Here is a 26,807-nt window from a genome sequence, read left to right as displayed (position 1 = left end):
CAGGCATGACCAGCCCCTCCTGTCTGCCTCCTTTACATAAGGCGAAAAACAAGGTATAATACTTACATAAAATAAGTAATTAAATATTTTAAAGTAAGGGAGCGATGGCTATGCATATACAAACTTTTTCCGCGGACCAACAAGGTACAGGGGCTTTTGACGGAGGCAAATTCCTGGAACAGCGCGCTATCAGCTTTCCCGGCGAGAAAACGGCCGTTGACCGCGTCGGCCCCCTATTTTACTGGGCATGGGGCCATGCGACCGATGTGGCGGAGATTGGCATGCATCCCCACAAAGCGTTCGAGATCGTCACCTATGTCATTGAAGGCCTTGTGGAACACCGGGATTCGCTGGGCTCATTGGAAACGGTGACGAACGGCGGGGCCCAAGTGATTCAGGCCGGATCCGGGGTCTTCCACTCCGAAGCGTTCCGGAGCGCAGGCACAGAGGGCATGCAGATCTGGTTCGAGCCCCACCTCAGCGAGACGGTGAAGAAGCCTGCGACCTACAATCAGTACGACCACGGCCAATTCCCGGTAAGCCGCCAAGAGGGCGTCACCGCGAAGGCTGTCATCGGCGGCAGTGCGCCTATTCAACTGGATACCGATGTGAACATGTACGATTGGCTTCTTGAGCCGGGCTCAGCGTTCACTTACTCCCTCGATCCGAACCGCCAACTGGCCTTCCTCGTGATTAGAGGACAAGGCACAGCGGCGGACGGCAGCTCGCCGCGAGCGTTGACTCATAAGGAGTTCGTCATTGCAGGGACGGATCTTCCCGGCGGAGAAACCCTTCGCTTACAGGCCGATGCGGATCAAGGCATGCGTCTCATCGCCATCGACGTCCCGAAGGATCCGGGGTACGCGCTATACCGGAAATAAGAATAAAGGGCTATTCCGCCAGCAGTCAGCTGCTGAGGAATAGCCCTTCTTCTTATTCCAGGGATTGCAGTCTCGCTTCATCCTCATTCAAGGATTCGATCGCTTGCTGCACAGCCGGCGCATCGGATTGATCAGCCGCTTGGTCCAGCGAGTTCTCCGCTTTGCCTATGGCATTGCGGGCCTCCTGCAGCGTTTGCGGCGTAGGGTGCGACATGGCATGATTAACGGCTTGATGGACATTATCGACGGAATTTTGTGCGGATGAGATCGGATTCTGTGACTGCAGGCTAGAATCTTGCTTGGTCATAGTTGATGAGCCTCCTCAGAGTTGAAATCGTTACAAGGGCTTTACTTAGCTTGAGGCATTTCCACCCCTTTTATACCCTTCGTTTCGCTCACTTCACTTCAACCCGCTTGACCGCCCAGCGCCGGTCGGAGACTTTCCAGACGATATACGCGCTGCTTGCTCCAAGCACATTCAGTATCACATCGTCAACGTCCAGACTGCCCACCCGCAGCACCATCTGCAGAAGCTCCAAGCCAGCCAGCGGACCGGTAAAAAGCAGCAGAAACCCGCGGTACTCCCGAGCCCTTCTGAACAGGAGGGGAAGCAATAGCCCAAATGGCATGAACACGCCGATATTACCGAGCACGTTGATGGTCCAGGTGCGTATCGGAAACGAGTCGAAGTGCCGGATGTACAGACCGATGGTCTGCAGCGGAATGACATTGTAGGCTAGCGATCCCTCCATCCTCACACTTCGCCCAAAGCCGAGAAACATCCAATACACCAAACAACTCGTGTAACCGGTGAAAATCAGCCATAAGAGCAAACGGGCTTGGCTCCTTCTCATTTGGAAGCTTCCAAGAGTCGAAAGGAAGCGAAAGCCTTGGCAAGTCTGGCTTCGTTCGCCTCCGTGCTCACAGCCTCATCCATCCGCAGCGTCGCGGTATACGTAATTTGATTTTGATTAAAAATATAAACGGTTTCCTGGTAAGGAATCTTCGAAGTTACGTAGTTGATCTCATATTTCTTCGCTTTCAGACCGCCAAGGATCGTCGTCTCCGAACCCGTATATCTGTACTCGCTATCGTTCTCCTGACTCTTCTTCTGCTCATCGTCCGCGTCTTTCACGGCTTCTTCATAGGAAGCTTGGTTATCCGCGTCAATGGTCATATACCCTCCGGTGAAGAGGAACGATTGCCTCGCCTGATCTTTGTTGTCATAGGACTTACTGCTTGTCCAAATTTCCGGAATCTGCAGTGCGTATTTATATTTCGCGTTCTTGTACGTGACGGTACGATCCGGGTCCATCAGCTCATCGAGATCCTGAATGAAGCCCAATTCCGGATCCATGCTGTTTTTATCCACATCGATTGTCGAGACCAGCGTCTGCAAGAGCTCTTGGAGATCGGCATCAGCTTCTTCCTGCGGGTAATTCAGCTGAACTTCGTACTTATACTTATCTTTCATGAAAAAGAGAGAATATCCCGCTTTCCACTTATTTCCCAGCGAGGCGGCGAAGGCTACCTTCAGTGCAGGCACGCCGGCCAAAGTCAGCTCTTCGGGCTTCTCAACCTTGCGGTACTCCGGCACATACTGCGCTTCGAATTGCTCGCGCTCCCGCTGCACCCATGCGGCCAGCGTATCCCCGGAGGAAGCTGAAGTCACTTCCACTTGGAGCATTTGCGAACAATCGTCGCTGAAGAACGTCGAACCGCCGGTATAGCCGGCTCTCTGCCAGGTGGAAGGCAGATCGAACGATAAGCCGTACTCATTCGTATAAGTCGTATTCTCATCCGAGTAGACGGAGATATCCCGGAGCGATTCGTCCTTTGCATTGAACGCGAGCTTGAAAGAATCTAGCAGATCGTTGAAGCTATTTTGCTTAAAATTGTTATTATAGGCATCTTTGGATACAAATAGCTGCACTGTGTACAGCTTCCCTTCGTGAAGATACCCGCGGGTCTGGATGTAGCCGTCGTCGCCGGAACGGCCGACAATTTTGGCGAAAGGAGCCTCTCCCCGCTTCACGTATTGTCGCTCCAGAATCGTCGATGGCGTTCCATAATCGTCATAGTCGTACTCGTCTTCCCCGCCGCCCGTCAGCTTCGCCAGCAGTGCCGGAGGAGACAGCTCGTCACTCTCCGTTTCCACCTGAATGGACAGCGAGAATTCCCCTTTCGCATCCGCGAAGTTGACGGAATCGCCGTCTTCGGACTGCCGCCCCTTCACAAGGCCAGCCGGATATTTCATAGACCAGCCGAAGTGGCTGTCCCCGATTTTCGTTTTGCCGCGGTCCGCATCGAGGTCCTCCCCGTCCGCTTGCTGCGTCCACTTCGTCTCCGTATGGAGCGCCTCGCCAAGCGTTACGGACTTCGTAACGACGGAGCCTCCGGACTGAATGGACACGTCCACCTTCTCATCCGGCAAATACTTCTTGATCGCCTCGTTATAATCAACGAGCGTCTTCACTTTGCTGGGTCCGATAGATACGACAAGATCGTCCTGCTCGATCCCTGCCGCGGCAGCCGGCGAATCCGGATCGACATACGCAACGCGCAGACCCGTTGAGCTCGGCAAACCGACGACGGCCTCCCAACTTTCTTCCAGCTCCAATCCCAAATAAGGGCGCTTCACCTTGCCGTACAGCTGGAAATGCTTCAATACATACTGAACCGTATCGACCGGAATGGCGAAGCCGAGGTTCTCAACGCCGAAATCGGCATATTTCATCGTATTAATGCCGATGACCTCGCCTTTCATGTTGATCAGCGCCCCACCGCTATTGCCGGGATTAATGGCGGCATCGGTCTGAATAAGCTGGTACTGCGAGCTCACCGAACGGTCAAGTCCGCTGACGATGCCGACCGTGACGGAGTTCCGTAAGGCGAAGGAAATCGGCGTTCCGATCGCCGCTACGGTCTCCCCGACGTGAATATCGGAGGAAGAGGCGAATGTCGCCGGCGATAGGCCGGTAGCTTCGATTTTGACCAAAGCCAGGTCGCTCTCCTCGTCCACATTCGTGGCATGCCCGTTATAGGTTGTTCCGTCTGAGGTGACGACCACAATGTTCTTCATATCCTTAACGACGTGCGCATTGGTCACAATGACCCCATCGGATGCGACAATGACGCCGGTACCGTGCGCAAGATTGAACCGGTTCTTCTCCAGCGCTTTATCCGCATCATAAGAAGGCTTGCCGATAATGGCCACGACGGACGGCGTGGTCTTCTCGATGACCTTCGGAATCTCCGCATTCACTTCGGCTGCAGACGCGGGCGCCGGACCTTGCCAAGTAACGATCATGAAAGCCGCTAGCAGCGCTGCGAATCCCTTTTTCTTAAAAACGTTCCAATTCCCCATGGTTTGTGGTCTTCCCCTCTTAACAAAATATGACAGTAGCTAGAATCTAGCATATTTAACATAGAGAGACAACACAAATTTTCCCACAAGAAACAGGATTTATCGACATTCGGATATACGCTGCGGGTGCGTGTACACCGCCAATTGGTCCCGGCGAATGAAGCCGACGACTGTAATGCCCAGATCCTCAGCCAGCTTCAGCGCCAAATCCGTAGGTGCGGATTTCGACAGCAGGATGCCGGCACCGATCTTGGCCGCTTTCAGCGCCACTTCGGAGGAGATTCTTCCGCTGAAGGCAATCGCTTTGTCGCGGGCAGGAATGCGCTGCCTCAGCATGTTGCCGAATATTTTATCCAGAGCATTGTGCCGTCCGATATCCGACCTGCTCAGGAGCAGCTCATCCGCCGTACAGAGCGCCGCATTGTGCAATCCGCCCGTTGCCTGGAAATCCAGCGACTGCTCCTGCATAAGGTTCATGAGATGGAAACACTGCCGGACCGTGAGCTGGAGCTGGGAACGGACGGTTTTGGCCGTGCGGGCATCGTTGTGGAAATAAAATTGGCGGCTTTTGCCGCAGCAGGAGCCGATGAACCGCTTGGAAACCATCTCCCGGCTCAATTGATGGAGATGGCGCAGCTTCACGTCGGCGAAGCCGCGCTCTTCGTCCAGCTTCAGCGACTCGATCTGGTCGACGAAGCGAATCAACCCCTCGGAAGCCAGGAAGCCCGTGACGAGATCGACCGTCTCGGTCGGCGTGTGGACTAGCGTGGCGAATTCCTCGCCATCGAGCTTGATCGTGAGCGGCGCCTCTACGGCAATCGTGTCCTCTTGAGGAACGATACGGGTTCCGTCGTAGCGGTACAAGGGCCACACTGCGGTTGGGGAGGGCCGATCTTGCCGCCGGACTTGGTCCTTATCATGGTCGTTATCGTTGTCCATCACTCCACCTCCAACTCCAGCTCTTCGATCCGTTTCTCCACGTACCGCGTATCCTTATGCGCATGGTACGTTTCCGCTTTCTCCACGATAACGGCCGTATTGTATTCGGGGATACCCGCATATTGCTCATAAACCCCTTTGGGAATCAAGCTGTTCCCCTCGGGCCAATGCACTTCGATGTTGCCGGGCTTGACCTCGGCATATTTGACCCGGCCGTGCATGCTGCCGTACCGGTTGTAGACCACAATGGCTTCCCCCTCGCTTAATCCTAAGGGAGCCGCATCCTTCGGATGAATCAGCACATCGTAGCGATCCGCTTCATTGAAGGGATCGACGTCGCTGTAGATCATCGAGTTGAACTGCTTGCCGCGGCGCGTCGTGACGGCGAAATGCCCCTCCGGCTTCCGCAACTGCGGAAGCTCGATCGGCAGCAGCGATGCGCGCCCATCCGGCGTCGGACAGACACCGTCCTCGCACAGCCATGCGCCGCCGTATTGAAACACATCGCCGCGCTTCTGCAGGTGCTGGATGCCGTCATAGCTCGGCGCGGCCTTGGCGATTTCCGCGCGGATCGCTTCGGCGCTCTCGCAGCCGAGATGCCGGGCCGCGGCCTCGGGCTTCACGCGGCGGGCGAGATCCGCATAGATCGCCCACTCCGCGCGGGCCTCGCCGATGCGCGGGCCGGCGATCTCCGGCGAGAAGTACACCATCCGCTCCGTCGAGGTGGACGTGCCTCCCCCGGGCTGCTCGTAGCGCGTCATCGCGGGCAGGACCACCACGGCCTCACGGGCGTCCAACAGCGTGGAGGTGTTCAGCAGGATGTCCTGATGGACGCGAACATCGACGCTCGTCAGCGCTTCGCGGACGAAGGCCGGATCCGGCATCGTCTCCAGGAAGTTGCCGCCGGATGTGTAGAACAGCCGGAGCTTCCGCTCCTGCTCCTCGGGCAGGAGCGCGTTCTCGAGGGTGACGCCGACGATGTCACCCTGCCAGCTAGGCAGCTCGAAGCCCCATAGCTGCTCGATGCGGCTGCGGTCGGCTGCGCTGCTCATGTCGCCGCCGGGCAGGGAGAAGGGGTCCGCGCCCATCTCGCCGGAGCCCTGCACGCCGCTGTGGCCGCGGATCGGCATCAAGCCGCAGTGCTCGCGGCCGAGAAAGCCCCGCAGGAGGGCGAGATTCGCCACCTGCGAGATGTTGTCCGTGCCGAAGCGGTGCTGTGTGAGCCCCATGCTCCACACGAAAACCGCGCTGCCGGCACGCGCCAGCAGCTCCGCGAACTCGCGCATGCGTTCGCGGGACAGGCCGGACGACTGCGTGAGCGTCGTCCAGTCCTGCTGCGCGATGTGGGCGCGCAGCTGCTCGAAGCCGTTCGTGTGCGCCTGCACGAACGCATGGTCGATGGCGGAGCCGGGCTCGCGCTCCTCCATCTCGAACCAGACCTTCATGACGCCGTTCATGAAGGCGATGTCGCCGCCGATGTTCACCTGGTACACATCGTCGGCAAGCTTCGTCCCGAACAGCGCCGATTCGGGAATGGAGGGGATCCAGTACTTCTCCATGGACGGCTCGTAGTACGGGTTAATGACAATGATCTTCGTCCCCCGGCGCTTGGCCGCATACATATACTTCGTCGAGACCGGCTGGTTATTGGCAGCCACGCTGCCCCAGAACACCAGGACGTCCGTGCCGATCCAGTCCTTGTAATTGCATGTCGAAGCGCCGACGCCGACGGAACGCTTCAGCGCCGTCTTCGACGGCGAATGACAGATGCGCGAGGCGTTGTCGATGTTGTTCGTGCCGAGCAGCCTCGCCGCCTTCGCCGCCATATAATACGACTCGTTCGTGATTCCCCGGGCCGTCAGATAGAAGGCCATCCCCTTCGGATCGATCGCCCGGGCTTTCGCCGCGACCGTGTCCAGCGCCTCGTCCCAGGTGACGCGGCGGAAATTCCGCTCCCCCTTGCGGCGAATGAGCGGATACGGAATGCGCCCGAGCTGCCTCAGCTCGGTGCTGTTCATCCGGCGCAGCTCCTTGATATCGGCGTGCAGCACGTCCTCGCGAATCGCGGGCATCGTGTTCAGCCGAAGTACGTTCAGCCGCGTCGTGCAGAGATGCGGTCCGGCCAGCGTCTGGTCGTACAGCCCGGACACCCCAAGCGCGCAGCCGTCGCAGACGCCCTGCGTCAGAATTCGGTAGGCATATGGAAGGTTATCCCGATTTTGCCAAGCGATTTTCGCCGTTTCGCGGATGTGCTGCGGCTTTACCTTGCCGAGTCCGAACGGCATTTTGCTGACCCACAGCTGCGGATCCGGCTTTGCGGGCAGCTTGATCGGCCCGGTGTGTTTGGTTTTCCCCATGTTATGCAGCTCCTCTTATGCACGATTAGGTGTATTTATGCAAAAAACCACCGCAAAGCTAGCTCCAGCCCTCCTCTATGCGAGGAAGTCTGCAAGCACGCTTCACAGTGGTTAGTCTCCGGCAGGTTCGCTACCAAGTGCCAAGCACTATGCTTATGTATATGCGGGACACGCCCGAACTTGCCCAATAAGGGCTTCCTGGACGGCGGGCCATCATTTCCTAACGGCCTCTGCCGCCAAATTTCTTCTCCAGATCCTGATCGAATACGAACACCGACATCCCCAAATCCTGCTCAATATCGATATCGACGAACAGCTGAACGAACTTCGCTCCGAGCAGCTCCTCCATCTCGACAGGAGGATGATCCCGGTAAATTTCTTTGACCATTTCCGTGCGAGCCGTGCGGAGCATTTGTCTGCCATCGCCCGTCTTCGCCATGAACTTCTCCACCGGGGACAAATTGCCGGCCATTTCGCAGATCGCCCAACATTTGCAGAAGGTTGTCGTCACGCGTTCAGGCCCTTTGCCCATATGCTTCTTGCGATATGCTTTCACCAGGTTACTGAATTCGGCCTCCATTCGGTTCATCGGGCCAGCCACCTTTATATTTACTGCCTCAATCATAGCAAGAAAGCGTATAACTGGCTAGAGGCATGAACGGCAGTTTGCCGGCTAGATGTCTGGCTGATGCCTGTTCATGCCTGTCTAATGCCTGATAGACGCTTCTTTCTATCTTCTCAATCGTGCTCCTCTTCGTCCCATCTGCGGGAGTACGCTTTGCGCGTCACCCAGAACGTAGCTCCTAGTATGATGACAAGGGCGATAACGCCCAAAATGATGGCACCTGTCATGCCTTTCACTCTCCTTTCGCAGCAGCTTGTCCCTGTTGTAACGGACTAGAGAGCCGCTATTTGGCATATTCGCACAGCTTATAGAGCTAACGGACTACATAGCCGTTATTTGCTCATTTTGGCGCCATTTGGGGTCCATTTCGGCCTATTAGCGGCATGTGTGTCCGTTAGATTTCGTTTTCCTTAAAATCGGCCAACTAACGTCCGCTGTGTCCGTTAGATGATTTGGCTCTGCGCTTCTATCCGTTCTGCAGCCTACAGTCTTCCAGTCTCCAGCTGGGAAACGCGGGGCAGCAGAAGTCGCAGACGGGCACTCCGGCACCTCCAGGAGGTCCTAACAATCCGACTAGTCGGCACTTGCTTACGGCGTCACTCGAATTGAAACGAGCGCTACCCGTAACCGTCCGTTTCCTTTATTTCGCGCCTTATCCTATACAATACCCGATAAACGCGGAGCCGCGCAAAGGCGAATTTCAGATGCGCTCGACAGTGCACGGGTATGCCACCGGATTCGTTGGCGCATTTGGATGCACGAGGAGCTGCTTGCGCTCCGTAGACGTTATTACGAATTGTAGGATAACCAATTCAGTCAGGTCAGCTCGCTTTGAGCTGCCCACTCCGGCTAACGGACACAGCTGCCCTTATTCAATGAATATGGAGCGTTTCGCATTTCTAACGGACACCACCGCCGCTATTTGCCACTTTGTACTCGAATTCCCTATCAAAATCGGCAAATAAGCGCTCTGGTGTCCGTTCGATTCGCAGCGGCGTCATTTCTATTGATATAACGGCCGTGGTGTCCGTTAGCCAGGTCCGTGGCTTTGGGAAATACGTTTTGGAAAAGATAAACAGGGAAAGCTAACATAGTTCAATTACCTTCAGCCGTAGTTATACATCTTAAATCTTAGTTATATAACCGGAAAGCGGAATGGGGTACTCTTAGACATGTAAGCACATACATTCCAGCGTACACGGGAGGTCACATATTAGATGAAGAAATCACTCAAACAATGGATTGGCGTAGGTACGACGGCTGTCATGGCCGCAACGTTCGTTGCAGGCTGCGGAAGCACGACGAATACCCCGCAATCATCCGCACAACCAAGCGCAGGCGCGGCGGCAACCGCTAACGCCAAGCCATACGCAGGCAAAACGATCTCGCTGGTCACAGCCAACCACCCTTGGGCGGAAGCCATCAAGCCTTTGCTGCCAGACTTCGAGAAAGAAACGGGTATTAAAGTGAATGTGGAGAGCTTCTTCGAGGATCAGCTGACGCAGAAGCTAACGGTTCAATTCACCTCCGGCTCTGCAACACCTGACGTGTTCATGTATCGTCCGCTTCAGGAAGGCAAGCTGTTCTACAAGAACGGCTGGGTACAGCCTCTGGACGATTACGCGCAGAAAGCCAAGGACTACGATTTTAATGATTTCTCCAAATCGGCGATCGGCTCCACCACGGTAGATTCCAAGCTGGCCGGTATTCCGATCATTACGGAGCAAGAGATTCTGTACTACCGCAAGGATTTGCTGCAAAAGGCCGGCATCGCCGTACCAAAGACGCTCGATGAGCTGAACGCTGCGGTGAAGAAGCTGCACGATCCGAAGAACGAAATGTACGGCTTCGTTGCCAGGGGCCAGCGATCCCCGCTCGTCACCCAAGTCTCTTCCTACCTCTACTCGGAAGGCGCTGACTTCACGACAGGCGACAAGGCTAGCATCAATACGCCGGAAGCGATCAAAGCTTTCACCACGTACGGCACATTACTGAAAGACTACGCACCTCCAGGCGTGCTCAACATGTCCTGGCCGCAAGCCTTCGGTATTTTCGCACAAGGCAAGGTTGCATTCTTGACCGACGCGAACTCCTTGTACCAGAACGCGACGGATCCGGCGAAATCCAAAGTAGCCGATCAAGTTGGTTTCGCGCTGTTCCCTGGGGGCAAAGCAGGCTCCAAGCCATACAGCATCACATCTTGGGGTCTGGCGATGAACGCCAAGTCCGGTAACAAAGATGCGACGTGGGCATTCATCCAATGGGCTACAAGCAAAGATGTCGTGTTGAAAACCCAGCAAAAAGGCAACCCGGGCGCCCGCGCATCCGTATGGGATAAACCGGAGGGTACAACCGGCTTCCCGGCCGAGCTCGTTCCGATCATCAAGGAAAGCGCCAAAACAGGCGTCGACCACGACCGTCCGACCGTTATCAGCGTAGGCGAAGCTCGCGATGCTGTCGGTGAAATCGTGCAAAAGGTTATGTCCGGCGAAACGAACATCCAACCGGTTGCGGACAAAGCGAACCAAGCGCTGCAAACGATCATGGATAAAGATAAAACGAGATAACGAAAGTTCAGGGGTGAAAAGGGTCATCTGATGACCCTTTTTCCTTTCATTCTTGGTAAAATCCCGTTGGCCAGCAAGGAATGGATTTTACCCGGGGTGATATTCCTTAGATAAGGGATTCCCCCCATTAACATCAGGAAGGGTGACTGCAGATGCAATACAGCTGGTTTAACCGCAACTTAAAATGGATTTATACACTCCCGGCCGTCATCTTCGTCATGCTGATGATGCTGTTTCCGATCATATATACCGTTCGTATCTCCTTCTACGAGTGGAGCATGTCGGCGACTACGCCTCCCGCGTGGGTCGGTCTCGCCAACTATGCGGCGCTGCTGAAAGACGAGCGCTTCTGGCATGCCGCAGGGTCCACGTTTTATTTCACCATCGCCGCACTGTCGTTGGAAGTGATTCTCGGCATCGCCATCGCGCTGCTGCTGTCCAGGGAATTTCGCGGCAAAAATCTCGTCAAGACGGTGTTCCTGCTCCCCATGGTTGCAACCCCGGTAGCGATGGGCCTCGTCTGGATGCTGATTTATGAGCCGACGATCGGCGTCGCCAACATGATGCTCAAATCGCTGGGCTTCGAGCCGCTGCTGTGGCTCGCTTCCCCGAATCAGGTCATTCCGTCCCTCGTCATCGTAGACGTGTGGGAGTGGACGCCGATGATTGCGCTCATTATTATGGCCGGCTTGGCTACATTGCCGACGGATCCTTATGAAGCTGCCGACGTAGACGGCGCGAGCACATGGAGGAAGTTCGTTTCCATCACGCTTCCCCTGCTGAGACCAACGATTATCGTTGCCGCTATGCTGCGTTTAATCGACGTTTTGAAAACATTTGACATCATCTATGCCACGACACAGGGCGGACCGAACTTCGCTTCGGAGACGCTGAACCTGTACGGCTATGTGCTTGGCTTCCAATACTTCAAGCTCGGCATGGCCTCGTCGCTGCTGGTTATTTTCTTCGCGCTGGTCATGGGTCTTACCTTATTCATGATTTGGATGCGTAAACGAATGGAGGGTGCGGCATCATGAAGAAGCAAAAAAGGTTCCCCCGCATTATGCAAACGCTGCTCACCTTCGTTGTGCTGATCGTCTTTGCATTCCCGTTCGTCTGGATGCTGCTTGCCTCCTTCAAGACGCAATCGCAAATTTTGTCGACAGGCGATTTGTTTATTTTCAAGCCGACATTTCATAACTATGTCTCCGTGTTTCAGGAGTACGATTTCCTGAAATTCGTCTGGAACAGCTTCGTCGTTGCCTTCGGCTCCACCCTGTTGTCCTTGATTCTAGGACTCCCTGCGGCTTATGCGATTGCCAGGCACCATCTGCAGAAGCTTGGCCTGCTCATTCTCGTCGCCCGGATTATACCGGGGATTACGTTCCTGATTCCGTGGTTTATTCTGTTCTCCAAAATTCATCTGGTAGACACGTATACCGCACTTATTCTAAGCCATATGCTCGTCGGTCTGCCTTTCATCATCTGGATCATGATCTCCTTCTTCGAGGCGCTGCCGACAGAAATCGAAGAATCGGGCCTGATTGACGGCTGTACGCACCATCAGGTTTTCCTGCGGATCATTCTGCCGATCTCCGGTCCCGGTGTCATTACGGCTTCGCTGCTTTCTTTCATCTTCTCGTGGAACAACTTCATGTTCTCGGTCATTCTGGCCGGAGACAAGACGAAAACACTGCCGATCGCCGTCTTTAACTTTATGTCTTACTCCGAAATCAACTGGGGCGCCTTGATGGCCGCCGCCTGCATCATCACCTTGCCGGTCCTTGTGATCGCGCTAGTGTCCCAACGCTATGTCGTCAGCGGACTTTCCGCAGGCGCCGTCAAAGGCTGATGCTTGCCGAAGGATGCAACTGCGAGAGAGGTTGTCCATGTATTTGGATGACTTCTCTCGTAGGCGTATACTCTAAGTACTAACGCTTAGCGGATATTCGGAAGGTGAGTCAGCATGCCCTATAAACTAAACATTTTCAGCAAAATATTGATTCTGCTCGTCCTGCTCCTTATTCCGATCGTGCTGCTGTACAGCTATACGAACCGGATTACGAACCATGTGGTACAGGATCAAATCCAGTCATCGAACTTGAACCAGCTTTCCTTCTTCATGCATCAGCTGGATGCGGATGTGGAGCGTCTGTCCATGTCCCCCGTCATTCTCGGCAGCGATCCTTATATGAGAGAGTATATCAACCTCAGCGATTCGCCGGATTATGACGTGCTGAAGGAGCAATCCCGATTAATTCAGAAGCTCAGTCTCCAAAGCGTATCCAGCGGCTGGGTCAATGAGCTTACGGTCGCCATCCCGAAGGGGAAGCAGGTGCTGTCGTCCAGCATTTTCGTCAATGGTACCGATGTATGGCCCTGGCAGCAGGAAATCCGCCGCACCTGGACATATGAAGTCCGAGAAAGCGATAAAGGCGTCGGATCGTTCATCCGGGAGATCAGCGAGCCGATTCGCGCCCAGACGGTGGATCAAGCTAACGTGCTGTATCAGGTCAGATTCAGCGTGCAGAACATGATGCATCTCATGGATGTGTACAAGCAGGATAAGCGCAGCGATCCTTTCCTGGTGAACGGCCGAACGGGCCTCATCTTGAACAGCTCCTCCAACCGGGAGATTGCCGGCGAGATCCAAGCGCAGTTGGCCGCGAAAGCGGACCTGCCCGCCTCCGGTCAAGTGCAATTCGAAATCGACCGCCAGCAATATTTGATTTCCTATGTGAAATCCGCACAGCTAGGCTGGTACTTAGTCGACTACGTGCCTGTGGAGAAAATACTGTCGCCTATTACGATGACGCGCAACCTATTTTACATCACCATCGGGTTGCTGCTCATCATGAGTGTGTTGGCTTCCTTCCTGCTGTACCGGAACGTCCAGATCCCTCTAGGGAAAATGATTCAAAGCGTGCAAAAAGTAAAACGCGGCGATCTGTCCGCCCGGATCGAATATACAGCCAAGAATGAATTCGACTTCCTTATTCAGCGCTTCAATGAAATGGCGGAGCGCATTCAGGTGCTGGTCGAGGACGTCTTTGCGGAGAAAATACGCTCCCGGGAAGCTACCTTGAAGCAGCTGCAATCGCAGATTCATCCGCATTTCCTGTATAACTCCTTGTTCTTCATCATTAACTCGGCCGAGATGGAGGATAAGGAATCCGTCGTGGCGATGGCGCAAAATTTGGCCGAATTTTACCGGTATACGACACGGGTGGAGAAGCAGGCCGTCAGGCTCCGGGATGAGCTCGACCTCGTCGGCCACTACCTGAACATTCAGCATCTTCGCATTCACCGGCTGAAATATGATATTACCGTCCCTGAGGCGATGCTGGACGAGCCCGTACCCCGGCTCATTCTCCAACCGCTGGTCGAGAACGCCATTCTTCATGGCATCGAGCGCAGCGTGGAGGGCGACCGCATCGCCATCACGGGCGAGCAGGATGAGAACTGGAACCGCATCATAGTCGAAGATAACGGCACAGGGCTCGACGAGGCGGGACTGGCCGCCCTTCACGCCCAGCTGCAATCGCCGATGTCCGACGATATCGGCTGCGGCACGTGGAACGTGCACCACCGCTTGTTTTATCAATTCGGGGAAGGATCGGGACTGACGTTCCAACCCGGTAACCAAGGAGGCTTGAAGGCTGTGTTAACCTGGAAACGCGAAGCGCACAAGTCCCTTCCGGCTGCCGACGGGGGGATCCGGCTATGATCCAACTACTCATTGTCGATGACGAAGCGCATGTGGTCGACCGTCTTCATACGACTATCGATTGGGCATCCATAGGAATCGAGCAGGTGTTCAAAGCGTATTCCGGCCAGGAAGCGCTGGAGCTGCTGGAACAGTTCTCCATTGATATCGTCCTTACCGACATCCAGATGCCGGGCATCTCCGGCTTGCAGCTTATTGCCGAAATTAACCGCAGATGGACGAAAACCAAATGCATTCTATTGTCGGGTTACTCCGACTTCAATTACGCCAAAGAAGCGATCCTGCAAGGCACCGAGGATTATTTGCTGAAGCCCGTCACCGAGCAGGACCTATTGGCTGCTGTCGGCAGGGTCAAGGGCAAGCTCGAGCAAGAGTGGCAGGAGGTCATCTCCAAGCAGCGTCTTGCTTACACCGTCAAGGAGAACCTGCCTCTGCTCCGCGGTAACCTGCTGAACGATCTCCTGCAAGGGCGCAAACTGAGCGAACAGTCGCTGCGGGATAAAATGCAAATGCTGGAGCTTCCCGACTTCCATGAGCAGACCTGCGTGCTGATGATGATCCGGCTGGAATCGGATTTCCTTGAGTACGACATGAGCAGGCTGTCCTTGATGGAATATGCCATCAGCAATATGGTCGAGGAATTGTTCGCGGAGAAATTCGATAGCTGGCATACGAAGGATGCGCATGATTATTTGATTTTTGTGATGAAAAAGAAGCCGTTGGACGCGGATCAAGAAGATCCGGCTTGGCTCGAGCGAACCGCCTCCGGACTGCAATCGGCCGTGAATAACTACCTGAAAGGCAAAATCTCCATATTGCTCAGCCGTTGGGGAGCCTTCCCGGTGGATGTTACGGCGCTGTATAACGCTTCATTGAACGCGTTCCGCAAACAGATCGGCAGCGAGCATGAGCTGCTGATCCGGCTTGGCGACGAGGCTGTCCAACCTGCGTTGTCCGCCTTGCAGCGACTGTATGAGCCGCCTACGCTCAATCATCTGCTGGAGGCTGCGCGTTGGGAGGACACGGAGGAGAAGCTGAGCCTGATTTTCGATGAAATGGAAGCGCGGTTCTCCGAGTCACAGGAGCATTTGCTCGAGGTTTACTTCTCGGTGGCGTCGGCTTTCGCCTACATTGCCCATAAGAACGGCAGACCTCTCCACCAGTTGATCGGCGGCGAGTATAACCGGATGACGGAGGGGATCCCCTTTCGTACCGTGAATCAATTGAGGGACTGGTCCATTCGTTCCCTGCACCTTATGAGAGAAGATATGGACCAGGAGCGCAAAGACAGCCGCGTCACGCTGATTAAGGATATTCGCACCTTTATCGACCAGAACTTGGCCAGCGATGTCTCGCTCCAGTCGATTGCGGATCACGTCTTCCTGCATCCGGTCTACGTCTCCAAAATTTATAAGCTCGAAACCGGCGATAACCTCAGCGATTATGTGAACCGGGTGCGTATGGATAAAGCGGCTTACTTGCTGAAGAACGGCCAAGACAAAATATATGAAATTGCCACCCAACTGGGCTATCAGCGGCCGCATTCGTTCAACCACGCATTCAAGAAGCACTACGGCATGACGCCGCAGGAATATCGCGATCAATATTCGTAGAAAGGAGGATGACCCTATGAGCAGCGATGAAGCCGTTGCAGTTGCGGCCAAGCTGAAGTCCGCCAAAGTCATTGCCATCATCCGGGGGATCTCGCCCGCTCAGGCTCAGCCTCTGTTCGAGGCGCTGGCCGCAGGCGGGATCGAGCTGGCCGAGGTAACGCTCAATACGCCGAGCGCACTGCCAATCATCCAGATGATGCGCAAGCAATACGAAGGCCGCATGATGATCGGCGCCGGTACGGTGCTGAATGCCAAGTTAGCCGGGGAAGCCATACAGGCCGGCGCACAGTTCCTGATCTCCCCCAATGTCGATGGCGGCATGATCGAACAGGCTTTGGCGAGCGGGGTGCTTCCGATTCCCGGTGCGCTTACGCCTACCGAAATCGTGCAGGCGATGAATTACGGCGCATCCGTCGTGAAGCTTTTCCCCTGCTCCAGCCTGGGGCCGTCTTATGTGCGAGAAGTGCGGGCACCGCTGAGCGATGTCAATCTTCTTGCTGTCGGCGGAATCACGAAGGATAATGCAGCGGATTATTTGGCTGCGGGCGCTTTTTCCGTAGGGGTGGGAGGAAGTCTGGTTTCGCTTAGCGAAATTGAAAAAGGGAATTATAAAGCGATTACAACTTACGCCGAGCAGCTGATGGCGGCCGTGAACCAGTAAGACATTCTAAGTTATGGGAGAGGACGTTAACCATGAAAATTACGAAGTTAGAGCTGTTTAAAGTGCCGCCAAGATGGCTGTTTCTAAAGGTGGAGACCGATGAAGGCATTACCGGCTGGGGAGAGCCGATCGTGGAAGGGAAAGCGGATACCGTCGCCGCTGCCGTGATGGAGATGAGCGAGCATATTATCGGCACCGATCCGATGCGCATCGAGGATCTGTTCCAGGTGCTGTACCGCGGCGGGTTCTATCGCGGAGGACCGGTGTTGACGAGCGCAATCTCCGGTATCGAGCAAGCGCTGTGGGACATTAAGGGCAAGTTCTACAACGCCCCGATCTATGACCTGCTAGGCGGCGCCTGCCGTGACCGCACACGTGTGTACTGCTGGATCGGCGGGGACCGTCCGAGCGATGTCGGACAGGCCGCCAAGCAGCAGGTCGCTGCGGGCTTCACGGCGGTGAAGATGAACGCTACCGAGGAGATGCACTATATCGACTCGCTCAGCAAGGTCGACGCGGCCATCGCCCGGATCGCGGCCGTTCGCGAAGCCGTCGGCAAAGACATCGGCATCGGCATCGATTTCCACGGACGCATCCACAAATCGATGGCCAAGATTTTGGTGAAAGAGCTGGAGCCGTACCGGCCGATGTTCATCGAGGAGCCCGTGCTGCCGGAGAACAATGAGGCGCTTCGCGAGATCGCCCGGTATACCTCCTGCCCGATCGCTACCGGCGAGCGCATGTATACGCGCTGGGGCTTCAAAGATCTGCTGGCCCAAGGCTATGTGGACATTATCCAGCCGGATCTGTCCCACGCCGGCGGCATCCTGGAAACTCGCAAAATTGCCGCTATGGCCGAAGCGTACGACGTTGCCGTGGCCCCGCACTGTCCGTTAGGACCGATCGCTTTGGCCGCGTGCCTGCAGCTCGACACTTGCTCCCCGAATGCGTTCATTCAGGAGCAAAGCCTCGGCATCCACTACAATCAAGGCAGCGACCTGCTTGATTATTTGAAAGACCCGACCGTGTTCCAATACGAAGCAGGCTTCGTCAGGAACCTCACGGCGCCGGGCCTCGGCATCGAAATCAACGAGGACAAAGTCCGTGAAATGGCGGCTATCGGGCATAACTGGAAGAACCCGGTATGGCGCCAAGAGGACGGTACTGTAGCGGAGTGGTAAGTTGATTCTAGGGACTGTCCTAAGGTCTAGTGACCTTGGGGCAGTCTTTTTGTTCGTTTTGATGCGGATGCGGACAGAAATTAATAGGTATAAATAAAAATGAAAATACATAAAGAAGATGAAGTTGGCAAAATCGTTAAAAGCAAACGAATTCGACTCTTCATCTTCTTCCCTTTTTCCAATTCATTCAAACATATCCAGTTGCTCCGGAGGTAGGTGCTTCTGTTCAAATCCCAGGAGATCGGAAAGCCTCATAGCATTAGAAGCAGCATCCCCTCCCGAGTTATTATTAAAGATCACACAAACCTCATCGGTTTCCTCTTCAAGCTTCAACAACTGTTTCTTCCACTCAAGCAGCTCTTCATCATTGTAACGGTAAAGATAGCGCACCTCCCGCCAGTTTGCGTTGCTGCTCGAAGTCCAGCCTGATACATTCCTCCCATGAAAACGAACAACGGTTAGGGTCTTGTTAGTCGGGGTTAAGACCGTCGGAACTGATCCCGGAAACACCTGAGGTTCATCACATATACTGTGGATCCAGCCTTCCTTCATCATGAAAGATAATGTCTTTTCTTTCATTTCCGAACTAAACCAGCTCTGGTGGCGGAATTCCAGGGCTACAGGGATATCGCCCATTCTTTCTTTTGTTAACCGTAATAAATGTACATTGTCCCTGTTACAATCGAACCAAGGCGGGTATTGAAAGAGAACCGCTTTTAGCTTGCCTGCACGAATGACAGGCTCAATTGACTCGATAAAACTATGAAACATTGCATCTGTCTCTTCAGCTGTATAAGGCTGCCGCGTATGTCCTGTTAAGCCTTGATAGGCCTTTATTAAAAACGTAAATTCATTGGATGTGTCCATCGCCCATTTGGAAAACAAACTTTCCTTGTGAATGGCGTAGTAGGAACTGTCTACTTCAACAACGGAAAAGTATTTGTTATATACTTTCAATTTATCTTGAGGCTTGGTTCCAATCTCATATAAGTCATCGTGATCTCCCCATCCAGCAAGTCCAATTGTTATCATGTTCCCACCACTTTATAAGAAGATAGCTACTCCGGTCATCCTACTTGCCTTCTTTTACGAATTGTTCAATGCGGTTCTTAATGGATTCACGCACTTCACGGAATTTCGCCGTGATTTCTTCTTCAGTGCCCGTTGCTTTGGCAGGATCGTCGAATCCCCAATGCCATCTTTCCGCTTTATCATTGCGAACAACGGGGCAGTTATCGTTAGCATGGCCGCACAAAGTAATGATATAGTCAGCTTGAGCCAAAATGCCAGGATCAATGACATCGGAAGTATGGTTCGAAATGTCGATACCCGCTTCCTTCATCGTTGCCACGGCTCGCGGATTTAATCCGTGCGCTTCCAAGCCCGCGCTTTTTACTTCGTATTTGTCCCCGCCTAGAGCTTTTAAATAGCCATCAGCGATTTGGCTGCGGCATGAGTTTCCTGTGCAAAGAAAATAGACTAACGGTTTCTTGTTCTCCATGGTTTCATTTCTCCTTTTGTGTAGATCATATCAAGCTTAAGCGTCTTAGTGCCCTTTTTTCAATTGTTTTGTGCCTAAAATTGCCTTTATGACCAGCGCAGCGACTACCGCAACCACTGCAATCGCAACAATGAACAACCAAATGTTCACACTTGTAGTATGGATAACATAGAGCCACAAATAAAGCCCTATAAGGGTAACGAGAAGCGTTGGCACAGTAAGGATAATACCGGTTTTAAAATAATGCCCCCAAGTGATTTTAACACCTTTTGTAGATAAAACATGTAACCACAATAGGGTTGCGAGTGACCCAATCGGTGTAATCTTCGGTCCAAGGTCGCTTCCAACAACGTTGGCATAAATCAATGCTTCTCGAATCATGCCCTCTGTATTCGTCCCCTTAATGGCAAGCGCATCAATCATAACCGTCGGCATGTTATTCATGATGGAGGACAAAACAGCCGACAAGAAGCCCATTCCGACTGTTGCAGCCAATAAGCCTTGTCCCGCCAGGTTTTCAATCACGTTACCAAGGGCATCGGTGAGACCCACATTTTTAAGGCCATACACCACCACATACATGCCAATGGAGAAGATAACAACCGCCCATGGGGCATCTTTAATCACTCGTTTTGTTTCGATCACTTTGCAAGACCTCGCCATGATTATAAAGAGCAAGGCTACGACACCCGCGATGATGGAAACAGGAATTTTGATAAATCCGCTGCTCACATAGGCGACAAGAAGGATACCGAGGATAACCCACGACATGCGGAATAACTTAAGATCTTTGATAGCGTCGACGGGGCGTTTTAACTGTTTGATATCGTAACTCATTGGAATGTCTTTTTTGAAGAACAGATACAAGACCACAAGGCTTGCCGCTAATGAAAAGAGGCTCGTGACAATCATGCGGCTTGCATAGGTGACAAAGTCGATGCCGAAGAAGTCAGCCGATACGATGTTCACTAAGTTGCTGACAACCAAGGGCAGAGAAGTTGTATCCGCAATGAAACCGCTCGCCATGATGAAAGGCAAAATCATAGGGTCCGGAAGCTTCAACGCTCGAACCATGGCCAATACAATGGGCGTTAGAATTAACGCTGCACCATCATTTGCGAAGAAGGCAGCAACGGCCGCACCTAATAAAATGACGTAAACAAACATGAGCCTTCCGTTCCCTTTGGCAATTCGCGCCATATGCAAGGCAGCCCATTCAAAGAATCCGATATTGTCTAAGATTAAAGAAATGAGAATAATCGCGACAAAAGCGAGCGTAGCATTCCAAACGATGGAGGTGACCGTCAGGACATCTTGGAAAGACACGACTTGGAAAATAAGCGCAAGGATGGCGCCGCCAGAAGCAGACCATCCGATGTTAAGACCTTTGGGCTGCCAAATAACGAATGTTAATGTAAGCAGAAAAATAAATACCGCAATGTAAGTCATGCTTCCTCCTAATCACAACAATTGAGATCTGCGCAAGATACCGCATCCACTTTCTCTTTTTGGGATGGCAGGTGCTGAAAAAACTCATGCAGATAGGGCTTATCCTCAATGTTTAACGAATAAAACACCCATTGCCCCTTTTTGGCTTCCTTCACTAAACCGCCGGCTTTCAGCTTACGCATATGCTGGCTCACATTAGGCTGACTGGTTTGTAAGAGTTCAACAATCTCATATACGCACAGCTCACGTTCTTTGAGCAAAGAGAGGATTGTTAATCTCATTTTGTCCCCAAGCAGCTTACACATGTCGGATAATTGTTCAATATCGGTCAAAATTACACGCTCCTTTACATCGGCACATTCAAACCTCTTAAGAGTTCCTATAGCCTTCTCACCATTTATTCGTAAATGATTATATAATTATTCAGTTATATATAAAAGTTAAGGTTTTGTAAACCTTTAAATGATCAAATATTTTTGATTTAGTATTGCAATATGGCTTATTATGGTATATATTATTATTAAATCAATAATTTTTGATTAATTGATCAGGTAAAAACATTACGACCCTTTTCGACCGCAGATCGTGTATGCGCATTTAAACAGTTCATCATTTTTTTTAATTAATAAATCAAAATTATTTGATCAAAGGAGTGTAGTCGCATGCTGCTTCACGATGTAAATCCACAGCTTATGTATGTCAATCAGTATCAGTTAGAAAACCCTGTTAAGCAACAGGAGTCCATGGAACCACAACCACAACGCCACAAGCCATTTAGTAATATCTTCGAAAGAACTGCTGCCTCATTTAAATCAAAACAAACTCAAGTCGCTTGCTGTGAACCTGCTTGCTGCTAATTCAATAAGTCATCCATAACTCCTAAGGCCCTTCCCCGCCGTTTGGGACGGCGGGAGAAGCCTTCAAAACACTTTACTCCAAGACAGTTACAAAATACATATCTTGAACCTCATATGTTTGGCCCTTCAAACTGTGCTCGAATCCCCCAAAACCTTATCTGGCAGAACCCGTGCCCATTTGGCTTCCTTGCAGACTCCTACTTCAATCGCTCATCCTAGAAATGGAACATGAAACAGCTTCATCCAAAATGCGGTCAAACAAACCGAAATCCCGTAAGCCAACAACGGTTTAACCGAGAACAGCTTGAGCATGGGAAACATAATGCAGTCAAATAGGACGGACCAGCCCAGCGACCAGCCGTAATCGTAATCAATTCGGTTCGTCAGAGAGTAGATGTATTCCATGCCGCCATAGATCAGGATCCATTGCACGTAGTGGAACACAATTTTCTTCCGGCCTTCCGGGTAATTGGTCAGAAATAAGAGGGCCGTGGCCGGGAATATAATGAAGGTGTACAGCATTTCCGTAAACCCGTTATTATAGAGGTCGGGCGTCAACGACCACAGCATGTGGTCGGCACAAAGAAAGTTGTACAGTAGATTGCCTAACGAGAAATACATCATCGTCGGGTGATACTTCTGCCAATTCCGCCAATCTCCCCAACGATACGATGCCCAAATCGTAAAAAATGCCATAAATAAGTGCATATGCAGCCATATCCCCTCGTCACGTTGTATATATTATACAGATAACTTACAATATTATACAATTAACTTGAAGAAATATACAGCTGCAGAGACAGGGAGTACAATTTCCTCTTCATCACTGACAAACAGCTGTCAGGATGCATGTTCTACAATGGAAATGAATGAACCGCTGGAGGCATATGTACATGACCAACCAACCGAATCAAATCGTCAGCCGCCGCGATCTCAACCGCGCCCTCCTGGCCCGGCAGCTGCTTCTCGCGCGTTCGGACATGCCCGTCCTCGCAGCGGTTAAGCATCTGGTCGGCCTGCAGGCGCAAGCCCCCAATCCGCCCTACATAGGCTTGTGGACCCGCCTGCAGAACTTCCACCAGGATCAGCTCTCTCAGCTCATCCTGGACAAACATATCGTGCGCATCGCCCTCATGCGCTCTACCATCCACCTCGTCACGTCAGACGACTGCGTGACGCTTCGTCCGCTCCTGCAGCCTGTGCAGGAGCGCGGCTTGCAAGGCGCGTTCGGCAAGAAGCTCGCCGAACTGGACCTGGACGCGCTCGCCTCCGCGGGGCGAGCGCTGCTGGAGGCGCAGCCGCTCACGTTCAGTGAGCTCGGCAAGCGCCTCCAAGAGCTGTGGCCGCATGGCGAGGCCACGGCTATGGCGCAAGCGGCGCGCTGCCGCTTGCCGCTGGTTCAAGTGCCCCCGCGAGGCATCTGGGGCACATCGGGACAGGCCGTCCATACGACGGCGGAGGCATGGCTCGGGCGTCCGCTGGCGGAGGCGGCCAGCTTGGAAGCCATGGTGCTGCGCTACTTGGCGGCCTTCGGACCTGCATCTGTGAAGGATATGCAGGTATGGTCGGGGCTTACCCGGCTGCGCGAGGTCGTGGAACGGCTGCGCCCTAGCCTGCTCACATTCCGCGATGAGCAGGGGACGGAGCTCTTCGACCTGCCGGAGGCGCCCAGACCGGACGCCTCCCTCCCTGCTCCGCCCCGGTTCCTGGGGGAGTTCGATAATATGCTCCTATCCTATGAGAACCGCGCGCGCATCATGGATGATGAGCTGAAGCATCGCGTATTCACAGACAATGGGATCATCCGCGCCACCCTATTAGTCAACGGATTTGTCCGCGGCATCTGGTCCTTCGCGGAGAAACGCAAGGCGGGCGTCTTGACCGTCACCCTATTCAGCTCCATGCCGGATAACGAACTCCAAGCAGTAGAAGCCGAAGCCAATCGTCTCCTTACCTTTCTCGCACCGAATGCAGATTCGAGGGAATTCCATATTTTGAATGCATAAAACCAGTCCCGGCAAAGTGATGAACGTCAAAAAGGGACAATCTCCACCATCCAGATTGTCCCTTTTTGATCCAGCGGCCTATTTTGCTGCTTTTGCCCATTTCGCTTTCAGTGCGCTTTCCACCTCAGCGAAGATTTGGTCCGCCGTTTTGCCATCCGTCGAGATTCCCAGCTTCTGGGCTCTTTGGTTCAGCGCGGCCGATCTTTTCGCGTCTTTGCTTGCTTTCAGAGCTTCTTTCAGCTCCTTCGCGGTTTTGCCATCGGTCGAGATGCCGGCGGCGGCCGCTTTCTCCTTCAGCTTCGTCAAGGCTGCCGCTTTCAGCGCCTCTTTGATCTCCTTGCTCGTTTTGCCATCCGTGGAGATCCCGGCCTTCGCCGCTCTCTCTTGTAGTTTCGCCTGCGCAGCCGCCTTAATATCTGCTTTGAGCTGCTCGGCAGTTTTGCCATCCGTGGAGACGCCCAGCTTCGCTGCAGCTTTGTTCAAGCGCTCGGTTTGCTTAGCCGTGAGAGCGGCTTTCAGCTCATCCTTAAGCTGTTTGTTCGTTTTGCCGTCCACCGATATGCCGAAAGCCTGCGCTTTATCCTGCAGTAATTGGTGAAGCGGATGTGACGCCGAACCCTGCGAGTCCGCAGCAAAAGCCGCCACCGGAACAGCTAACGCAATCGCTCCCGCTAATGCAAATCCTGTCAATTTCTTCAGCATAAGTATCGCTCCTCGATTCGAATTTGGTTATGCTCGCCTTACGAACCTATCATAGCGAATAGTTATGTCATAAGTTTGTCATGTGTCCGCCCCCGTCGCGGCTTCCGGCAGAAACAGTTTAAACACCGTCCCCGATCCCAGCCCGGACTCCACTCGAATCGAACCGCCATGCGCCTCCATGATATGCTTGCAGATCGTGAGTCCGAGCCCGGCTCCCGAACGGTTGCGGCTTTCATCCGCTTTGTAGAAGCGGTCGAACAGATAGGGCAGCTTCTCCGGTGCAATCCCCGGACCGTTGTCCCAGACCTCGATCCAACGCTCGTTCTTGACCGTTCTCACACGAATCCCCGCTTCGCTGCCTTCCGGAATGTGATTAATGGCATTGTCCAGCAAATTGATGAAAACTTGCCTCAGCCTGTCGGCGTCCGCAGACACCCTATAAGGCACCGGGGCGTCCGCATGCAGTTCGATCCCTTTGGACTTGGCTTTCATCTTCAACTGCGTCACGACAAGCCCGATGACCTCGGACACATCTGTCCGCTGAAAGCTTAGCCTCACTTGCTTCTCTTCAAAAGACGACAGCTCCAGCAAATCATCCACCAATGCGCTCAGCCGCAGCGTTTCCTGCAGCGAAACCTGGATGAACTCCTTCGCATCCTCTGGCTCTACAACGCCATCCGTGATCCCTTGCAGCGAAGCCCGAATCGTCGTCAGCGGCGTCCTCAGCTCGTGGGAGATTTCGGAGAGGAATCGTTTGCGCCCCTCTTCCACCTTCTGCAGCTTGCCCGCCATCCGATTGAGCGAGCCGGATAGCGAGGCGATCTCATCCTTCCCCCGGACGGGCACCCTGCCGCTGAAATCTCCCAGAGCAAGCGCCTCCGCCGTCTTGCTCATCAGCTGAATCGGCCTCACAAAATGGCGCGACACAAAATACAGCACCGCTATCGCCAGCAGCGCCACCGAAATGGCCGAGACGAAGATAGCCCGGTTGATATCGTTAATGGTGCCTTGGATATTGATGATCGGCGTATAGAGGAATATCGCTCCCGCCACGCGGTTCTCCAGCGTTACCGGACGGCCGACGATGAGCATTTTGACCGTGCTGTTCGGGGCGAAGTTGCCCCGCGCCGTCACTTGGTTCCCGGCAAGCACCTTCTCCAGCCACTCCTTACGGGCAGGGGTCTCGCCGATCGTTTGGATTTTATCGTTAATGGCCTTCGGATGCTTAATGACAGCAACGCGCACGTTGGAAGACTTCTCGATGGCGCTAATCTGCTTGCGGAAATCCTTCTGCAGCGTAGAACCGTCGAACAGCGCCTTCGCCAGCTCATCGACCTGGTCGGCCTTCTCCAGCAGCAGCTTTTCGCTGCGGTCGTACGTCTTCTGTTTCATGGAATAACCGATCGTCCCGGAAATCGCCATAATCGACACGATTGTGATGGACATATAGATGAACAGCATTTTACGGTAAAAAGAGTTCAGCATGACTCCGGCCCCTCAAACTTGTAGCCGATGCCCCAGACCGTGCGGATACTCCAGTCCGCTTTGCTTTGGCCAGGCGCCGTCAGCTTCTGCCTCAGCCGCTTGATGTACAGATCGACGACGCGATCCTCGCCCTCGAAGTCCCACCCCCAAATCTTCGTGATCAAATCTTCCCGGGTGAACACTTGATTCGGATTACGTACGAAAAACAGCAGCAGCTCGTACTCTTTCTTGGGCAGAGCGACCAGCTGGCCATCCACGGTGACGTCGTGGGACAGCGCGTCCACCCGCAGGCTGCCGGCTTCATAAATGTGAGACGGTACCGCAGCTTCGGGCCGGGCGAGCGTCCGGCGAAGGATCGTCCCCACGCGGGCGACCAACTCGTTCGGATCGAAGGGCTTCACCAAATAATCGTCCGCTCCCATTTGCAAGCCTTCGATCCGCTCGTCCACGTGGCCCCGGGCTGTCAGCATCAGGATGGGCACATCGCTCATGGTGCGAATGTTTCGGCATACCGACCAGCCGTCCTTCTTCGGCAGCATGATATCCAGCACGATGAAGTCGGGCTGAAGGAGCTCGAACTGCACGAGCGCCTGCTCCCCGTCATGCGCCGTCACTACCGTATAGCCGCTTTTCTCCAGATACAGCTTCGTTATGCGGCAAATATTAAGATCGTCGTCTACCACCAGTACGGTTTTCACACGTCACACTCCCCTGAACATTGGATCTATGACTCCATCATACCGGATATTTGTGAATAAAAAATTAATATCTCAAGGATGCGCCGCGTCCGCCGTCCGGCTAACGGACACAGATGCGCTTATTCGGCGATTCCCCGCAGATTTATAACGCTAACGGACTGCTGCGACGCTATTCCGCCAATTTGACCCGA

Annotated in this window: 24 protein-coding genes; 10 read left to right on the top strand and 14 right to left on the bottom strand. The window is 53.5% G+C overall.

Annotated elements, in window-relative coordinates; all coding sequences use genetic code 11:
* Window positions 1-110 precede the first annotated feature (110 nt).
* Window positions 111-881, top strand: coding sequence for a pirin family protein (locus J2X61_RS31975; RefSeq protein WP_310193985.1), 771 nt, complete (start codon window positions 111-113; stop codon window positions 879-881).
* Window positions 882-933: 52 nt separating this feature from the next.
* Here the strand turns inward: J2X61_RS31975 and J2X61_RS31970 are convergent, their stop codons facing one another.
* The 6 genes from J2X61_RS31970 to J2X61_RS31945 all read right to left on the bottom strand — a co-directional run bounded on the left by J2X61_RS31970 (window position 934) and on the right by J2X61_RS31945 (window position 8,133).
* A complete protein-coding gene (locus tag J2X61_RS31970) occupies window positions 934-1,188 on the bottom strand; it encodes a hypothetical protein (protein WP_274471769.1) in 255 nt (84 codons plus the stop codon).
* Between the two features lie 88 nt (window positions 1,189-1,276).
* On the bottom strand, window positions 1,277-1,735 hold the full coding sequence (locus J2X61_RS31965; protein ID WP_274471770.1) for a VanZ family protein: 459 nt from the start codon (window positions 1,733-1,735) through the stop codon (window positions 1,277-1,279).
* Window positions 1,732-4,248, bottom strand: a complete 2,517-nt coding sequence (locus J2X61_RS31960; protein ID WP_310193980.1) for a S1C family serine protease — start codon at window positions 4,246-4,248, stop codon at window positions 1,732-1,734. Before J2X61_RS31960 ends, J2X61_RS31965 begins: the two co-directional genes overlap by 4 nt.
* A 99-nt stretch (window positions 4,249-4,347) precedes the next feature.
* On the bottom strand, window positions 4,348-5,187 hold the full coding sequence (gene fdhD, locus J2X61_RS31955; RefSeq protein ID WP_274471772.1) for a formate dehydrogenase accessory sulfurtransferase FdhD: 840 nt from the start codon (window positions 5,185-5,187) through the stop codon (window positions 4,348-4,350).
* Entirely contained in the window at window positions 5,187-7,544 is a 2,358-nt protein-coding gene (locus tag J2X61_RS31950; protein ID WP_274471773.1) for an FdhF/YdeP family oxidoreductase, read from the bottom strand. The genes fdhD and J2X61_RS31950 overlap by 1 nt, the downstream gene beginning before the upstream one ends.
* A 220-nt stretch (window positions 7,545-7,764) precedes the next feature.
* Window positions 7,765-8,133, bottom strand: coding sequence for a Na-translocating system protein MpsC family protein (locus tag J2X61_RS31945; protein ID WP_274471774.1), 369 nt, complete (start codon window positions 8,131-8,133; stop codon window positions 7,765-7,767).
* 1,253 nt (window positions 8,134-9,386) lie between these two features.
* Here J2X61_RS31945 and J2X61_RS31940 point away from each other — a divergent pair.
* From J2X61_RS31940 to dgoD, 7 genes are all read left to right on the top strand, one after another.
* Window positions 9,387-10,736, top strand: coding sequence for an ABC transporter substrate-binding protein (locus tag J2X61_RS31940; RefSeq protein WP_274471775.1), 1,350 nt, complete (start codon window positions 9,387-9,389; stop codon window positions 10,734-10,736).
* Between the two features lie 152 nt (window positions 10,737-10,888).
* Window positions 10,889-11,773 (top strand): carbohydrate ABC transporter permease, encoded by an 885-nt coding sequence (locus J2X61_RS31935; protein WP_274471776.1) that lies wholly within the window; start codon window positions 10,889-10,891, stop codon window positions 11,771-11,773.
* Window positions 11,770-12,588: a carbohydrate ABC transporter permease gene (locus J2X61_RS31930; RefSeq protein WP_274471777.1), complete on the top strand. Its 819-nt coding sequence runs from the start codon at window positions 11,770-11,772 to the stop codon at window positions 12,586-12,588. The genes J2X61_RS31935 and J2X61_RS31930 overlap by 4 nt, the downstream gene beginning before the upstream one ends.
* Window positions 12,589-12,702: 114 nt before the next feature.
* A complete protein-coding gene (locus J2X61_RS31925; protein ID WP_274471778.1) occupies window positions 12,703-14,463 on the top strand; it encodes a sensor histidine kinase in 1,761 nt (586 codons plus the stop codon).
* Window positions 14,460-16,076 carry a response regulator gene (locus tag J2X61_RS31920; protein WP_274471779.1) on the top strand — a complete coding sequence of 539 codons (1,617 nt, stop codon included), beginning with the start codon at window positions 14,460-14,462 and terminating at the stop codon, window positions 16,074-16,076. The genes J2X61_RS31925 and J2X61_RS31920 overlap by 4 nt, the downstream gene beginning before the upstream one ends.
* 16 nt (window positions 16,077-16,092) lie before the next feature.
* The gene (locus tag J2X61_RS31915; protein WP_310193973.1) at window positions 16,093-16,737 is read left to right on the top strand and encodes a bifunctional 4-hydroxy-2-oxoglutarate aldolase/2-dehydro-3-deoxy-phosphogluconate aldolase; all 645 of its coding nucleotides are present in this window, start codon (window positions 16,093-16,095) and stop codon (window positions 16,735-16,737) included.
* Window positions 16,738-16,769: 32 nt separating this feature from the next.
* Window positions 16,770-17,918 carry a galactonate dehydratase gene (gene dgoD, locus J2X61_RS31910; RefSeq protein WP_274471781.1) on the top strand — a complete coding sequence of 383 codons (1,149 nt, stop codon included), beginning with the start codon at window positions 16,770-16,772 and terminating at the stop codon, window positions 17,916-17,918.
* A gap of 183 nt (window positions 17,919-18,101) precedes the next feature.
* On the opposite strand, the gene J2X61_RS31905 is transcribed toward dgoD, so the two are convergent.
* Genes J2X61_RS31905 through J2X61_RS31890 form a run of 4 tightly spaced genes read right to left on the bottom strand, consistent with a single transcriptional unit; the run spans window position 18,102 to window position 21,200 of the window.
* Window positions 18,102-18,950 carry a DUF72 domain-containing protein gene (locus tag J2X61_RS31905; RefSeq protein WP_274471782.1) on the bottom strand — a complete coding sequence of 283 codons (849 nt, stop codon included), beginning with the start codon at window positions 18,948-18,950 and terminating at the stop codon, window positions 18,102-18,104.
* A 40-nt stretch (window positions 18,951-18,990) separates the two neighbouring features.
* Window positions 18,991-19,419: an arsenate reductase (thioredoxin) gene (gene arsC / locus J2X61_RS31900; RefSeq protein WP_274471783.1), complete on the bottom strand. Its 429-nt coding sequence runs from the start codon at window positions 19,417-19,419 to the stop codon at window positions 18,991-18,993.
* Window positions 19,420-19,464: 45 nt separating this feature from the next.
* Window positions 19,465-20,868, bottom strand: coding sequence for an arsenic transporter (locus J2X61_RS31895; RefSeq protein WP_310193970.1), 1,404 nt, complete (start codon window positions 20,866-20,868; stop codon window positions 19,465-19,467).
* Window positions 20,869-20,876: 8 nt separating this feature from the next.
* Complete coding sequence (locus J2X61_RS31890; RefSeq protein ID WP_274471785.1) at window positions 20,877-21,200, bottom strand: ArsR/SmtB family transcription factor; 324 nt, start codon at window positions 21,198-21,200, stop codon at window positions 20,877-20,879.
* 330 nt (window positions 21,201-21,530) lie between these two features.
* On the opposite strand from J2X61_RS31890, the gene J2X61_RS31885 reads away from it, so the two are divergent.
* The gene (locus J2X61_RS31885) at window positions 21,531-21,725 is read left to right on the top strand and encodes a hypothetical protein (RefSeq protein ID WP_310193966.1); all 195 of its coding nucleotides are present in this window, start codon (window positions 21,531-21,533) and stop codon (window positions 21,723-21,725) included.
* 210 nt (window positions 21,726-21,935) lie between these two features.
* Here J2X61_RS31885 and J2X61_RS31880 read toward each other — a convergent pair whose 3' ends face one another.
* Window positions 21,936-22,421, bottom strand: a complete 486-nt coding sequence (locus J2X61_RS31880; RefSeq protein WP_310193964.1) for a CBO0543 family protein — start codon at window positions 22,419-22,421, stop codon at window positions 21,936-21,938.
* A 173-nt stretch (window positions 22,422-22,594) separates the two neighbouring features.
* On the opposite strand from J2X61_RS31880, the gene J2X61_RS31875 reads away from it, so the two are divergent.
* Window positions 22,595-23,731: a winged helix DNA-binding domain-containing protein gene (locus J2X61_RS31875; protein ID WP_310193962.1), complete on the top strand. Its 1,137-nt coding sequence runs from the start codon at window positions 22,595-22,597 to the stop codon at window positions 23,729-23,731.
* A gap of 78 nt (window positions 23,732-23,809) precedes the next feature.
* Here the strand turns inward: J2X61_RS31875 and J2X61_RS31870 are convergent, their stop codons facing one another.
* From J2X61_RS31870 to J2X61_RS31860, 3 genes are all read right to left on the bottom strand, one after another.
* Complete coding sequence (locus J2X61_RS31870; protein ID WP_310193959.1) at window positions 23,810-24,433, bottom strand: hypothetical protein; 624 nt, start codon at window positions 24,431-24,433, stop codon at window positions 23,810-23,812.
* A gap of 78 nt (window positions 24,434-24,511) precedes the next feature.
* Window positions 24,512-25,918: a sensor histidine kinase gene (locus J2X61_RS31865; protein ID WP_310193957.1), complete on the bottom strand. Its 1,407-nt coding sequence runs from the start codon at window positions 25,916-25,918 to the stop codon at window positions 24,512-24,514.
* Window positions 25,912-26,616, bottom strand: coding sequence for a response regulator transcription factor (locus J2X61_RS31860; RefSeq protein WP_274471791.1), 705 nt, complete (start codon window positions 26,614-26,616; stop codon window positions 25,912-25,914). Before J2X61_RS31860 ends, J2X61_RS31865 begins: the two co-directional genes overlap by 7 nt.
* Window positions 26,617-26,807: the final 191 nt, after the last annotated feature.

Origin of the sequence: Bacillus sp. 3255 (assembly GCF_031456485.1) — a bacterium.
Taxonomy (GTDB): domain Bacteria; phylum Bacillota; class Bacilli; order Paenibacillales; family NBRC-103111; genus Paenibacillus_E.
Note: the sequence above shows the minus strand (reverse complement) of the source record. Positions and strands in the feature narration are given on the sequence as shown.